This is a genomic window from Ruania halotolerans, assembly GCF_021049285.1.
Taxonomy (GTDB): Bacteria; Actinomycetota; Actinomycetes; order Actinomycetales; family Beutenbergiaceae; genus Ruania; species Ruania halotolerans.
Window position 1 is genome coordinate 2,160,976 of sequence record NZ_CP088017.1, and the last position, 14,129, is coordinate 2,175,104.

Sequence of the window (14,129 nt, forward strand, 5' to 3'; positions counted from 1 at the left end):
CGGATGAAGGGTCAAGGTGCCAGGCCGGTGTGGGCTCAGAGATCGTCGACAGAGAAGTCGTCGGGCCACGTCTCGGCGACACGTCGCTCGCGTGCGGCACGGGTGTGACGCGCCCGTGTCGCTTCCTCTTCGCTGGGCAACAGGGCCGCCGTCAGCGAGGCTTCGTGCTCGGCCATCGATGACCGCAGCTGTTCGGTGAGTTCCTTCGCTGCACCGGCCAAGGTGGTGACCGATTCCGCGAGCCCCGCGGGGCTCACCGCGTGGGTGATCGCACCCACACGTTCGTTCGCCCTACCCAGCTGACGCAGCACGACCACGGTGATCCCGACTCCGACGCCAATCCACAGCAATCGCTTCACGTGCTCTTCTCCCCCTTGCCGAAGAGGCCGCGCACAGCCAGTGAGAACGCTGCGATCTTGATCAGGGGGGCGCCCACGGTGGCTGCCACGAGCGAGGTGAGCGCTGAGACGTTGGTGGACACCTCGGCAGCGGCGGTGGTGACCGTGTCCACCTTGCTGATCTGAGCGTTGGTCGAGCTGATCGTCACGGCCGCTTCGTCGATCACGGGCAGGGTGTGCTCGGTCACGTCAGAGAGACTCTTGCGCGCTTCGTCCATCACCCGCCCAAGCTTGAGCAGCGGCACGGCCAGTGCGCCCACGAGTAATACGAACGCGATCGCCGCGATGAGTCCGGCGATGTCACCGAGAGACATGGCTGAAAGTTCTCCTACGTCTTGAGGGCAAGCACTCCAGGGGCGAGACTACCCCGCGGCACCCACCGTAGCGGCGGCCCCACTGGGTGGATATGACAACGCCCCAGGGACGGCGAGAGTGCCGTCGCCCGGGGCGCGTCAAACAGGTGAGTCAGCGTGAGTAGTGCTCAACGACCAGCTGCACGTCGCAGGTGATCGGCACTTCAGCCCGCTTCGGGCGGCGGGTCAGCTCGAAGCGGAGCTTCTCAATCTGCACGTCGAGGTACTCCGGCACTGTGGGCAGCACGTCCCGGTGCGCACCAGCGGCCGCGACCTGGAAGGGCACCATGGTCTGGCTGCGGGGCTTGACCTGGATGACCTGTCCGGGCTTGACCCGGAAGGAGGGGCGGTCCACGAGCTTGCCGTCGACGAGGATGTGGCGGTGCACCACGGCCTGACGAGCCTGGGCCATCGTGCGGCCGAAGCCGGCGCGCAGCACGAGTGCGTCCAAGCGCATCTCGAGCAGCTCGACCAAGGACTCACCGGTCAGGCCCTGCTCGTGACGAGCCTCAGCGAACGCCCGGCGCATCTGCGCCTCGCGGAGACCGTACTGCGCGCGCAGCCGCTGCTTCTCCTTCAGACGCACGGCGTAGTCGGACTCGGTCCGGCGACGAGCGCGGCCGTGCTCACCCGGCGGGTAGGGCCGCTTCTCGAAGTACTTGACGGCCTTCGGGGTCAGGGCCAACCCGAGTGAACGGGAGAGCCGGACCTGCCGGCGCGTGCGGTTCTGCGATGCCATAGATTGTTCCTGTCGTGTTGAGGATGACGTCACACCCGTCCCAGCACTGTGCAGGCCGAGGACGTGGGTGTGGGGCCAACTCCAGGTCGATTCCCATGATGTGGGCGGAGACCATCGGCTAAGACCCCAGGTGTGCCCGACTGGGCAACCCCACTACTCTACCGCACCCACCACGTCCTGCTCCCCACCCGCACACCAGCCCACCATCACACCCCGGCCCGAACCCACCACCCCATCGCGAGTGCGGCCGATGAGGCGGTTGGACTGAAGTCATGGCATGTCTCGACGGCCGACCCCATTGCCCGATGTGCTGACGGCAGGCACCTTCAGTGTCGCTGACGCTCTTGAAGCCGGCGCGACGCGGGGACAGTGACAACGGTCCACCCTCGATGCGCCACTCTGGGGAGTTCGCAGCATTCCCACGCCAGCGGCCGGCACGCCGGAATTGTGGTCACGCTGTGCGTCCTACGTCCCCGCTCTGCATGCGCACTATGCATTCAGCCACGTGACCGCGCTGATCGTCCGGGTGCGCCGGCAATCGCCCAGCGATCGCGCGGCTCTGCCGTATGAGACCGCACTCATTGCTCACCGAGTGCGGGAGATCTCGCGAATATCTCCGCAGGTGAGCGAGATCGGCCGCACTCGCGCAAGGGGGCGAGGGTCAGGTGGTGCGGCCGAGGAGGTCGCGCACGCGGTCGAGACGCTCGGTCAGAGTGCGTTCGAAGCCGCGGTCAGTGGGTGTGTAGTACCGCGACCCGGCCAGCACCTCCGGCAGGTACTCCTGCCGGGCCACACCGTGCGGCTCGTCATGGGAGTACACGTACCCGGCGCCATGGCCGATCCGCTGAGCACCCGCATAGTGGGAATCACGCAGGTGCGCGGGCACCACCCCGATTCGCCCCGCCTGCACATCGGCGATGGCGGCATTGATCCCCGCATAGGACGCATTCGACTTCGGCGCGCTGGCCACGTGCACCACCGCCTGGGCGAGGATGATCCGCCCCTCGGGCATTCCGATCAGCGCCACCGCCTGAGCCGCCGCCACGGCCGTCTGCAGCGCGGTCGGATCGGCCATTCCCACATCCTCGGACGCGGCGATCACGATACGGCGGGCGATGAACCGCGGGTCCTCCCCCGCCACCACCATCCGCGCCAGGTAATGCAGTGCAGCATCGACATCGCTTCCGCGCATCGACTTGATGAACGCACTGATCACGTCGTAGTGCTGATCACCGTCCCGGTCATAGCGCACGGCAGCCACGTCAATGGCACGCTCCATCGCCTCCAACGTGATGCTCTCCGCCTGGGCACTCGCGGCCGTACCTGCCGCCGCCTCCAGAATGGTCAACGCCTTGCGCGCATCGCCCCCGGCGAGCCGGAGCAGGTACTCACGAGCATCGTCCTCAAGCGAGATGCGGCCGCCCAGACCACGCTCATCGCTCAACGCACGAGTGATCAAGGCGTCCAGATCCGCAGTCTCCAAGGACCGCAAGGTGAGCATGATCGAGCGGGACAGCAGCGGCGAGATCACCGCGAAGGAGGGGTTCTCGGTGGTGGCTGCCATCAACGTGACCCACCGGTTCTCCACGGCCGGCAGCAGCGCGTCCTGCTGCGTCTTGGAGAAACGGTGCACCTCGTCGATGAACAGCACCGTCTCCTCCCCCGAGCCCGCCAACCGCCGTCGGGCATCGGAGATCACCGTCCGCACGTCCTTCACCCCGGCGGTCACCGCGGACAGTTCCACGAACCGGCGCCCGGAGACGTGCGCGACCAGGTACGCCAGGGTCGTCTTCCCCGTTCCCGGCGGGCCCCACAGGATCACCGACGATGGCGGAAGTGCGCCCGCCTCGGGCGGGTCGATCAGCCGGCGCAGCGGCGATCCGGCTTCCAGCAGATGCGACTGCCCGAGCACCTCCGCGGGCTGGGACGGTCGCATCCGGACCGCGAGCGGTGCCCCGGCAGAGGGCTGCGGGACACCCGCATCATCGGTGCCGGCTGACTCAAACAGGTCCACCCGTGAAGCCTACGCGCCACCGGTGACATCCTGAGCCTGCCATGATGGCGTCGTGTTCGACCGTCTCGGGCGCACGGCCGCCCATCATCCCCGTCGCCTCGTTATCGCATGGCTGCTTCTGGTGGCCGTTGCCGGCACTCTCGCGCTCACCGGGTTCGGCTCCCAGGGTCTGTTCGATCGCCTGCACTCGGGTGAGCCGCGGGTCCCGGGTTCGGAAAGCCAGGAGGCGCGCACCCTCATCGAGGAAGCCTCCGACGACGGCCCGAGCGTGACCGCCGTGCTCACCGAGGTCGATCTCACCGATCCGGAGACGGTGACCACCGTCGGGCGAGCAGCCGCCGCGATGCACTCCAGACTCCTGGCCACCGACGGGGTCGAGGCCGTGACGGACGCCTTCGCCTTCCCCGGCGGACTGGAGTCCGAACAGGCCGCACCATTCGTCGCAGCCGACGGCGACGGTCTCATCGTCACGGTGAACCTCACGCCCGATCTCGACTCTGCTGACGAGGAGGGCGTGCACGCGCTGGTGGTCGATGAACTCACCGCCTTCGGCACCGAGATCGGTGCCACCACGCAGATCTCCAGTCCCACGCTGATCACCGAGGCGATCGTCGGGCAGATGGAGGACGACCTCGTTACCGGGGAGATGGTCGCCTTGCCGATCTCCCTGCTCGTGATGGTGGTCGTCTTCGGTGGGTTCCTCGCCGCGGGGATGCCGCTCGCCGGTGCACTGGCCTCGATCGCGGGCGGATTGGGGGTGCTGTGGGGCTTCTCCGCCGTGGTTGACCTGGACTCGGTGGTGGTGAACGTCGTCACGGTCCTCGGCCTGGGCCTGTCGATCGACTACGGGCTGCTGATCGTGTCACGGTTCCGGGCCGAGATCCGTCGCGAGGTCGATGCCGAACTCGCGGACACGGCGCCGGGGCGCCGCCGACGGCATGCGCACCGCCGCGACGGTGCTGTGGTGCGGGCGATGCAGACCACGATGACCACGGCGGGACGCACTGTGGCGTTCTCGGCTCTCATCGTGGCGATCGCCGTGGGTGGCCTGTTGCTGCTCCGCCCGGACATCCTCCGCTCGCTGGGTGCAGCGGGTCTGTCTGTGGTGGTCATTGCGCTGCTCTCGGCCCTCACCCTGGTGCCGGCGCTGCTGGCTTGGCGGGGGCGGCGAATGGTGCGCCCGTCCATCCTCATGCGGATCCCGGGCCTGCGTCTCCTGCTTGGCCGATTCGGTGAGACGGCACCGGCGCGCGGGGTGTTCTCCGCCCTCGCCGAGCGGGTGCAGCGGCATCCGTGGCTGGTTCTGCTCGGCACCGGCCTCGTGCTGGTCTTCCTCGCCTCACCGCTTCTGGGCCTGCAGATGCGCAACTCCACCATTGACCTGCTGCCGCCCGGCACAGAGCAACGCGACGTGATCGAGACCATTGAGCGTCAGTACCCGATGCTGGGCCAGCCTCCGGTCCAGGTGCTCGTCGAGACCGGCGACGAGGATGCTCTTGCCGACCAGATCGCCCGGATCGACGACGTGGCCGGTGTGGACCCGGCGCAGCCGGTGAGCGAGGAGCACATGCTGCTCGGCGTGCGCCTCGCCGACGGGATCGACCCGGGGGGTGCCGAGGCCGCCACCGTGGTCGAGTCCATCCGGGATATGCGCGAGGGCACCGGGGCAGGAGCGGATTCAACGTTCTGGGTGCTCGGCCAGGCCGCCAACCAGATCGACTTCACCGATGCCCTCGTGGACGGTCTACCGATAGCCGTCTCGGTGGTGGTGCTGGCCACCTTGGTGCTGCTGTTCCTGATGACCGGCTCAATCCTGGTGCCGTTGAAGGCACTCGCCGTGAACACCCTCTCGTTGGCCGCGTCACTGGGCGTCACCACCTGGGTATTCCAGGAAGGTCACCTCTCCGGCCTGCTCGGGTTCGAGCCGGTCGGTGGCCTGGAGTCCTACGTGGTGGCTGTGGTGGTGGCGTTCGGCTTCGGTCTGGCGATGGACTACGAAGTGTTCCTGATCGCACGGATCAAGGAGTTCTACGACGGCGGCGCGCACGGTTCCCTCGCCGGCGACAACGACGCGGCCGTGCGCGATGGACTGCAACAGTCCGGACGCATCATCACCTCCGCCGCGCTGGTGATCATCGTGGTCTTCGCCGGATTCATCAGCGGCGAGCTGGTGGTGATCAAGCAGGCCGGGTTCGCTCTCGCGGCCACCGTGCTGATCGACGCCACCTTGGTGCGGATGCTGCTCGTTCCCGCCACGATGACACTGCTGGGGCACCGCAACTGGTGGGCGCCCCGCCCGCTGCGCGCGCTACACGGCCGCTTCGGAATCGCGCACTGACTCGCCTCGGCGAGCGTGGATCACGAGCGCTCAGGCATCGGCCGGGCGCCGGCTCTCCCACTCCTGCACGAGGGTGAACCCGAGCCGTTCGTACACGCGGCGGGCGTCGTGATTGTCCGCGTACAGTGCCAGGCTCACCTGCCCCGTCGCCGCCAGGCCGAGGCGGGTCACCGCGGCAGTCACGGCAGAGCCCAGCCCCCGACGGCGAACGTCGGGATGCGTCGCGATCGAACCCAGGTGCACCTCGGCCTCCCAGTCGCTTGCAGCCGCCATACACCGCAGCGCCCCGCCGCCGTCCCGCCACCCGAACCAGCGCGTGGCCGGCTTGTCCAGGCTGGTGTAGGAGTGCGGGAGTGCCGTGCCTTGCAGGGCCGCCATCGCGACCCGATCGGTGACCGGATCGAGCTCGATCACCGAGTCCTCGTCCAGCTGGGGTGGTGGCGCGGCAGTGCAGAGCATCCAGTCCCAATGGCTCACTCGCGGCACGGCCAGCCGCTCCCGCACCCCATCAGGCAGCAGGTCCCAGGCCCCACGCGTGAGGCTCACCACCGCCGGTGCACCCGGGCCGAGCGCTGCCTGGCTCGCGCGGCCGGCCGTGGCCACGTCGCTCGCCACCAGGTCGGCCAACGCGTGAGGCTCACCGAGGCCGATCAGTGCCCGTCTGCCCGACTCGCCCGCCGCAACGGTCAGCGCCACGGCCTGCTCGGTGCTCCAGGCCACCGCGTCGCGATAGCGCGGGACGTCGGCACGCAGGACCGGGTGGTCGCTCCATGACTTCCCCAGGTCCGTGACGTCCCGGACCACGGCTCGTCGGACGGTCACTGCGGGGGGTGCGTACCGCCGTCGGGGCCCTCTGCTGTGGCGGCCGCCTCGCGATCTCTGCTGTGCTTGCCCTGCTTGCCCTGCTTGCCCTGTTCGCCCAGTGTGGCCGATTCGGCCCTGGCGTCCACCCCGGCTTCCTTGCGCTGCTGCGCGGAGATCGGCGCGGGTGCACCGGTGAGCGCGTCGTATCCGCCGCCGGACTTCGGGAACGCGATCACATCGCGGATCGAGTCCGCCTTGGCCAGCAGGGTCACGATCCGGTCCCAGCCGAACGCGATCCCGCCGTGCGGCGGGGCGCCGTAGGCGAAGGCGTCGAGCAGGAAGCCGAACTTCTCCTGGGCTTCCTCGGCGCCGATACCCATCACCTCAAAGACTCGGCGCTGCACGTCCTGGCGGTGAATACGGATCGATCCGCCGCCGATCTCGTTGCCGTTGCAGACGATGTCGTAGGCGTAGGCCAACGCGCTGCCCGGGTCCTCCTCGAACCGGTCGATCCACTCCGGGGTGGGCGAGGTGAAGGCGTGGTGCACGGCGGTCCAGGCACCGGCACCCACGGCCACGTCGTCGTCCTCGCCGGTCGGCTTGAACAGCGGCGCATCCACCACCCACAGGAACGCCCAGGCGTCGGGGTCGATGAGCTCGCACCGCTTGCCGATCTCCAGCCGGGCCGCACCCAGGAGTGCCCGGGCCTGCGCCGGCTTTCCGGCAGCGAAGAAGACACAGTCACCGGGCTTGGCGCCGACGGCCTCGACCAGGCCGGCACGCTCGGCCTCGGAGAGGTTCTTGGCGACTGGGCCGCCCAGTTCACCGTCCTCGGCGATCGTCACATACGCCAGTCCCTTGGCACCGCGCTGCTTCGCCCACTCCTGCCAGGCGTCGAACTGCCGGCGTGGCTGCGAACCGCCTCCTGGCATCACCACGGCGCCCACGTACGGTGCCTGGAACACCCGGAACGGGGTGTCGGAGAAGTAGTCGGTGAGCTCCGTCAGCTCCAGCTCGAAGCGCAGGTCCGGCTTGTCGGTGCCGTACCGGCGCATCGCCTCGGCATAGGTCATCCGCGGGATCGGGGTCTGGATCGAGTACCCGATGAGCTCCCACAGGGCCACCAGGATCCGCTCGGCCAGTTCGATCACATCGTCCTGCTCGACGAAGCTCATCTCCACGTCGAGCTGGGTGAACTCCGGCTGACGGTCGGCGCGGAAGTCCTCATCCCGGTAGCACCGGGCGATCTGGTAGTAGCGCTCCATCCCGGCCACCATGAGCAGCTGCTTGAACAGCTGCGGCGACTGTGGGAGGGCGTACCAGGAGCCGGGCGCCAGACGTGCGGGCACCACGAAGTCGCGGGCCCCCTCGGGCGTGGACCGGGTCAGCGTGGGCGTCTCGATCTCCACGAAGTCGCGCGAGTCGAGCACCTCACGTGCGGCACGGTTCACGGCCGAGCGCAGCCGAATCGCGTGCGCCGGTCCGGGGCGGCGCAGGTCCAGGTAGCGGTGCGCCAGGCGCACCTCCTCCCCCACGCTCACCTGCTCATCGAGGGCGGTGGAGACCTGGAACGGCAACGCGGCGCTCTCGTTGAGCACGACGACGGTGCTTGCGATCACCTCGATCTCGCCGGTGTTGAGGTTCGGGTTGGCATTGCCCTCGGGTCGCTGCGCGACCGTACCGCTCACCTGCAGGACGAACTCCGAGCGCAGCGGGTGCGCCACCTCCTCATCGCGCACGACCACCTGGACGATGCCGGAGGCATCGCGCAGGTCCAGGAACGCCACCCCGCCGTGATCGCGGCGACGGTCCACCCACCCGGTCAGGGTGACGGTGGTGCCGATGTCGGCGGCCCGCAGAGTGCCGGACTGGTGGGTGCGAAGCACGAAGATCCTCCTGGACGTTTCAGGCGGCCGCCCGATCGGCGGCCCCTGCGAATCCTAATGGCCAGCCCAGGCCGGAGCCGCATGGTCAACCCTGGGCACGCTGCACCGAGCGGGTGTACAGCTGCGCGCGCTCCACCCGGTGCCGCACCTCGGCCAGCACCACCTTGTCAGCAACCTGCTCCACCGCACGGACGAGCTCAGCTCGTGCACGTCGGCGGCGGCGTGCGGCGCCCACCCGGGCGAGCACCGCCGTCAGGAGCGCGGTGAGGACGCCGAGCAGCGCCCCACCGAGGAACAGCGCGGTCGGCCACGGCAGACCCGGAAGTTCGGGCCAGGGCTGCTGTGCGGGTACGGGGCCCAGCTGCGGGGTCCATGGTGCCGGGAGCCCCAGGTACCGGATCCCGGCGATCACGGCGAGCCAGAGTGCGCCGGCCACCGCCAGGGCGAACCACATCCACTGCACCGCCGAGAATGCACCGAACCAGTGCGGATCGCGGGTCCGCACGACCCGGTGGGACACCACGGCCGCATCGAGGGCGTCCGCCAGCTCCTCGGCGCGGGCGAGCGCACCGGCGCGCAGATGATCCCGCCAGGGGCCCTGGGAAGCCTGAGCAGCGTCGTCCCCGAGTGCCCGCAACGCTGTGGTCACCTCCGCGCGCACGGACGGCGACGCGGGTGTGCCTGAGGAGGCCACCACCACCGGGGCGTCCGTTCCCTCGCCCGAACGCACCGGCCCTGCCCGGCCCAGATGGAGGCGGCGCAACGGATCGGGGCGGAATCGGCCGAGCCAGCGCGTCACGGGCCAGCCTGCGCGAGCCCGTGCATGATGGCGGTAGGACCCGGCGACCGCGCCGGCCACCCGATCCACACCGGCCGCTGCGGTGAGCCGATCGGTGAGGCGTCGGCGATGGGCGGCGGTGAGCGCGGCAGGCGCTCCCGGTGGGCAGGCGTCGGCGAGCAGGTCTGCAGCGGTGGCCACATCGGCGGCGAGACGTGCCCTGGCCGCACCGCGACGGGCTACCACGTCGGCGAGTGTCTCGCGTAGGTCGCTGAGCCCCTGTCCCGTGGTGGCCGAGACGCCCAGCACGGGGATCCCAGCGAGCCCGTCCTCGGCCATCCGCTCGCGCAGATCGGCCAGGACGGCCTTGGCGTCCGCCGGATTGAGCGTGTCCACCTGGTTCAGGACGGCCACCGTCACCTCGGCATGGCGGGCCATCGGGCGAAGGTAGTGCTGGTGCACCACCGCGTCGGCGTACTTCTGCGGGTCCAGGACCCACACGAGCATGTCGACCCGTTCCGCGAGCCGGGCGGCGCGCTCGTGGTGGTCGGTGCGGACTGAGTCGATATCCGGCAGGTCGACCAGCACGAGCCCGTCGAGTCCGGCACCCTCGCCGACGACCCGGCGTTCGATACCGAGCCAGTCCAGCAGCGCCCCTGCGGGCTCCATTCCCCAGGTGATCGCCACTGGGTGAGCGGTCGTCGGCCGGCGCGGGCCGACATCAGTGACCGTGTGCCCGGCAAGGGCATTGGTGAGCGAGGACTTCCCGCTTCCAGTGGCTCCGGCGAGGGCAACCACCGTGTGTGCCGCGGACAGGCCGCCGCGTTCGTGTGCGTGGCGCAGCGCCGTACCGGCCGCGTCCTTCGCCCGGTCGAGGTGTGGATCCGCGGGAACGTTGAGCTCGTCGACGGCGTCCAGCGCCTCAGCGAGCGCATCCAGCTGATCGGCGAACGGGATCGATCGTGCTCTCATGACCGGCCCGTCGCATCGACGGCAGCGATCGCTCCCGCTGCGGCCGCGCGCAGCGCAGCGGCGGAATCGGCAACCGTGCCGGCTTCGGGCACCAGCGCTGAGAAGCGCTGCTGTTCCTGGAGGAACAGCGCCTGGACCCGGCTGTGCAGATCCTCGCGTGCCCGCTCGGCCAGCCGGCGGACCGCCTGATCTCCGAAGATCGCTTCGAGCAGCTTCTGCGCGACCACTGCCGTGCCGCCGGCGATGGCCACCTCGGCGCCGATCAGGCCACCAGTGGACGCGAATGCCACCACCATGAGCACCACGGCCACCCCGTTCACGCCGAAGGCCATAATCCGGGCTGTCGTGCGCTTGTCCTGACCCTCATGCTGGACCAGCTCGAGCAGGAAGTGCTGCCAGGCTCGGATCTGCTCGGCGGCGCGGTCGGCAAATCCGGCGTCGGCGGCTTCGAGGGCGTGCCCGGGATGCTCGTTGAGCAGGGCTCGCCCTGCCGGTTCGGTGGAGAAGGCGCGGTAGGCCCGTTCGGCGGCTGTGTTCGCCTGGTCGACGAGCACCACATGCACGCCATGTCCGATGGCCTCCTCGACCTTCTGAGCGGGCTGGGGGCGGCCGGTGAGGAACGCCGTCACCCGGTCCCTCGCCCGGCCGACCTTCTGCTCCACCGAGCGGAAGAACTCCCCGGTGCCGACGAAGTCCTGCCACCGGGAGAGCACCTCACCGCGCAACAGTGCGCCGTCGGCAAGCGTGGCCAGCAGATCGGAGGTGTCGTACGCGGCCTCGATCCGTTGGTGCAGATCGCGCGCGAGGTGCTGCTGCGCGTCCACGGCATCGGCCAACTGGGTGGCGCCGCCGGCCGCGCCGCGCACAGCACCGTGCAAGGTCTGGCGGGCCACATCGGCTCGCGCGGACGCATCGTCGGTGAGGTGGCGCAGCCACGCCGCGAGATCGTCGACAGCACCCTCCGGGAGCATCCCCCGAGCGTCCAGTTCGGTCTCGGTCAACAGGAACAGCGGCGCCTGCGCAAGCCCTTCGGCCCGGAGCATGCCGGCGAGGTCGTCGCTGACCTCCGCCAGCACAGCGGCGGGGATGCGGTCGAGTACCACGGCGACCACGGCGTCTCGCCGGGCGGCATCGCGCAGCAGGTCCCAGGGCACCGCATCGGCGTACCGGTGTGCCGTGGTCACGAAGATCCACAGATCGGCCGCCGCGAGTAGTTGGCCGGCCAGCGCGCGGTTCGCGTCCACCACAGAGTCGATGTCCGGGGCGTCCAGGAGAGCCAGCCCAGGGCCCACCCGCTCGGTCTCCAGGAGACGCACGACTGCTCCGGTGCCCTCGTCCGGGACGGTCGCGCCCTGGACGCGCGCAAGGTGCGGCAACACGCGAGGGCGAACGAACCACGTCGCATCGCTCGGATGGTGGATGAGCAGCGGGTCCCGTGTGGTGGGCCGCAGCGCCCCGGTCGTGGCCACCCGGTCACCGACCAGCGCGTTGACAAGGGTGGACTTTCCGGCGCCTGTGGAACCACCCACGACGGCGAGCAGCGGCGCCTCCAGTGAGGACGCCCGGGGCATGACGTAGTCCTCGAGCTGGGCCTGCAACTGCGCGCGGTGGCGCCGGGCGACCGGCGCGTCGGGGGTCTGCAGCGGAAGTTGCGCACCGGCGACGGCATCCCGGAGGGCCTGCAGCGCATCGTCCATGACAGCGATCATGCCAGCCCTGCCCTCGGGGCCACATCTGGTCGCCGGCCATGCTGGAGGCGTGCCGGCCCTGCTGATCCGGGCCGGCCAGTGGTGACGTTGCGCACAGCGGCACCATTGCGGGGGCCTTGGGCCGTAAGATGGTCGGCGTACCTGGAGCGCAGATCCCGCACAGGGCCCTGGCGGAAGCACCGCCTTTGGACGCCAGCACGTGGCGCATGGAGTGAGGGCCAACGCGGAGCAGGACCGACCGGTCCGTGGCCTCCGCATCGATTCACCCGCTGAAGGACCGCTATGTCTGCTGCCCCCGTGCCCTCCTCATTCGACGATCTCGGCCTCCCGAAGGCCTCCCTCGCGGCCATCGCCGCCCTCGGATTCACCACCCCCACTGACATCCAGTCCGCTGCTATCCCGGCTCTGCTCGAGGGGCGCGACCTGGTCGGTGTGGCCCAGACCGGAACCGGAAAGACCGCGGCCTTCGCCCTGCCGATGCTCGCCCGCGTGGACGCCGGCCAGGCACGTGTGCAGGGGCTGGTGCTGACCCCCACCCGCGAGCTAGCCATTCAGGTGGCCGACGCCATCACCACCTTCGCCAGTGGCTCCGGAGCGAATGTGCTGGCAATCTACGGCGGTGCACCGTACGGGCCGCAGCTGCGCGGACTCTCCCGCGGAGCTCAGATCGTGGTCGGTACCCCGGGCCGTGTGATCGACATGCTGGAGAAGGGCGCCCTCGACCTCAGCGCCGTGCGCAGCCTCGTGCTCGATGAGGCCGACGAAATGCTCCGGATGGGCTTCGCCGAGGATGTGGACCGGATCCTCTCCTCGGCTGCCGAGGACCGCCAGACCGCGCTCTTCTCAGCCACCATGCCGCCGGCGATCCGGTCGGTGGCGCGCCGGCACATGAACAACCCGGTGGAGGTGGCGACCTCTCGGCAGTCCTCGACCACCGACACCATCACCCAGACTTACGCCGTGGTGCCGTTCCGGCACAAGGTGGGCGCCCTCGCCCGCGTGCTGGCCACCACCGACGCCGAGGCGGCCGTGGTCTTCGTGCGTACCCGTCAGGCTGCCGAAGAGGTCGGGGCCGCACTGCAGGAGCGCGGCGTGAGCGCCGCGACGATCAGCGGTGACGTGGCCCAGAAAGAACGCGAGCGAATCGTGGAACGACTGCGCTCGGGATCGGTCCAGGTGCTCGTTGCCACGGATGTGGCGGCTCGTGGCCTCGACGTGGACAAGATCGGGCTGGTGGTCAACTTCGACGTGCCGCGCGAAGCAGAGGCGTATGTGCACCGCATCGGCCGCACCGGACGGGCCGGCCGCAGTGGTCAGGCACTGACCTTCTTCACCCCGAAGGAGCGCTCACGCCTCACGGCCATCGAACGCCTCACCCGCACCTCGCTCACCGAGGCCACCATTCCCACCCCGGCACAGGTGAGCGCACATCGCGCACAAGGCGTTCTCAATTCGCTGAGCGAGCGGATCTCAGCTGGACGCCTGGACATGTACCGCGAGCACCTGGCCAACCACCTCGGTCCCGATGGTGACCCGATGGAGACCGCGGCGGCACTCCTTGCCCTGGCCGTGGGCGATTCCGGACCTCGCAGCGCCGACGAACTGCATGAGGCTCCGGCACCGCAAGACCGCTTCGACCGGGAGAGTGGACCCAGCCAGGGCGCGCGTGGCGGCGCAGGCAGCCGCGGGCGCCGAACCCCGAACGGCACGGTGTATCGCGTGGCCGTGGGCCACAGTCACGGCGCACGCCCGCAGGACATCGTGGGAGCGATCACCGGCGAAGGTGGCCTGCGCGGCTCCGACCTGGGCAAGATCGACATCTTCTCCCGGTTCTCTCTCGTGGAGATCGGCGCCGAGCTCAGCTCCGACGCCAACCGGAAACTGTCCGTGGCACGCGTGGCCGGGCAGCCGCTGCGGATCCGACCCGACACCGGGCCCACGAGTCACCGGGGTGCTGATCGTCCGTCCTCGGCGCGACCGCGCCGCGACACCCGATTCGGCTCCAAGGACGGTGCACGGCGGGACAAGCCGCGCGCCGGTGCAGGGGCCGGCCGCAGCCACTGAGCTGACCGGCCGCAGCCACTGAGCTGAACCACTGCGTCGAACAACTCAAAGCACCACGAAGCGGCGGCGGTCCA

General features: G+C 69.8%; 10 protein-coding genes. 2 read left to right on the forward strand and 8 right to left on the reverse strand.

All coding sequences use genetic code 11. From position 1 onward, the window contains the following. Positions 1–35 precede the first annotated feature (35 nt). The 4 genes from LQF10_RS09600 to LQF10_RS09615 all read right to left on the reverse strand — a co-directional run bounded on the left by LQF10_RS09600 (position 36) and on the right by LQF10_RS09615 (position 3,504). Complete coding sequence (locus LQF10_RS09600; RefSeq protein WP_231063637.1) at positions 36–359, reverse strand: hypothetical protein; 324 nt, start codon at positions 357–359, stop codon at positions 36–38. Beyond that, a complete protein-coding gene (locus LQF10_RS09605; RefSeq protein ID WP_231063638.1) occupies positions 356–712 on the reverse strand; it encodes a DUF948 domain-containing protein in 357 nt (118 codons plus the stop codon). The genes LQF10_RS09600 and LQF10_RS09605 overlap by 4 nt, the downstream gene beginning before the upstream one ends. A 151-nt stretch (positions 713–863) precedes the next feature. Next, positions 864–1,490 carry a 30S ribosomal protein S4 gene (rpsD, locus tag LQF10_RS09610; protein ID WP_231063639.1) on the reverse strand — a complete coding sequence of 209 codons (627 nt, stop codon included), beginning with the start codon at positions 1,488–1,490 and terminating at the stop codon, positions 864–866. Positions 1,491–2,151: 661 nt separating this feature from the next. After that, positions 2,152–3,504 carry a replication-associated recombination protein A gene (locus LQF10_RS09615; protein WP_231063640.1) on the reverse strand — a complete coding sequence of 451 codons (1,353 nt, stop codon included), beginning with the start codon at positions 3,502–3,504 and terminating at the stop codon, positions 2,152–2,154. Positions 3,505–3,556: 52 nt separating this feature from the next. Here LQF10_RS09615 and LQF10_RS09620 point away from each other — a divergent pair, with 52 nt between their 5' ends. Further along, positions 3,557–5,842 carry an MMPL family transporter gene (locus LQF10_RS09620; RefSeq protein ID WP_231063641.1) on the forward strand — a complete coding sequence of 762 codons (2,286 nt, stop codon included), beginning with the start codon at positions 3,557–3,559 and terminating at the stop codon, positions 5,840–5,842. 30 nt (positions 5,843–5,872) lie between these two features. On the opposite strand, the gene LQF10_RS09625 is transcribed toward LQF10_RS09620, so the two are convergent. From LQF10_RS09625 to LQF10_RS09640, 4 genes are all read right to left on the reverse strand, one after another. Next, complete coding sequence (locus LQF10_RS09625; RefSeq protein WP_231063642.1) at positions 5,873–6,664, reverse strand: GNAT family N-acetyltransferase; 792 nt, start codon at positions 6,662–6,664, stop codon at positions 5,873–5,875. Next, positions 6,661–8,532 carry an aspartate--tRNA ligase gene (gene aspS, locus LQF10_RS09630; protein WP_231063643.1) on the reverse strand — a complete coding sequence of 624 codons (1,872 nt, stop codon included), beginning with the start codon at positions 8,530–8,532 and terminating at the stop codon, positions 6,661–6,663. The genes LQF10_RS09625 and aspS overlap by 4 nt, the downstream gene beginning before the upstream one ends. 85 nt (positions 8,533–8,617) lie before the next feature. Beyond that, complete coding sequence (locus tag LQF10_RS09635) at positions 8,618–10,282, reverse strand: GTPase (protein ID WP_231063644.1); 1,665 nt, start codon at positions 10,280–10,282, stop codon at positions 8,618–8,620. Continuing rightward, the gene (locus tag LQF10_RS09640) at positions 10,279–11,979 is read right to left on the reverse strand and encodes a dynamin family protein (protein WP_231063645.1); all 1,701 of its coding nucleotides are present in this window, start codon (positions 11,977–11,979) and stop codon (positions 10,279–10,281) included. The genes LQF10_RS09635 and LQF10_RS09640 overlap by 4 nt, the downstream gene beginning before the upstream one ends. A gap of 294 nt (positions 11,980–12,273) precedes the next feature. On the opposite strand from LQF10_RS09640, the gene LQF10_RS09645 reads away from it, so the two are divergent. Then, positions 12,274–14,055, forward strand: a complete 1,782-nt coding sequence (locus tag LQF10_RS09645) for a DEAD/DEAH box helicase (protein WP_231063646.1) — start codon at positions 12,274–12,276, stop codon at positions 14,053–14,055. Positions 14,056–14,129 lie beyond the last annotated feature (74 nt).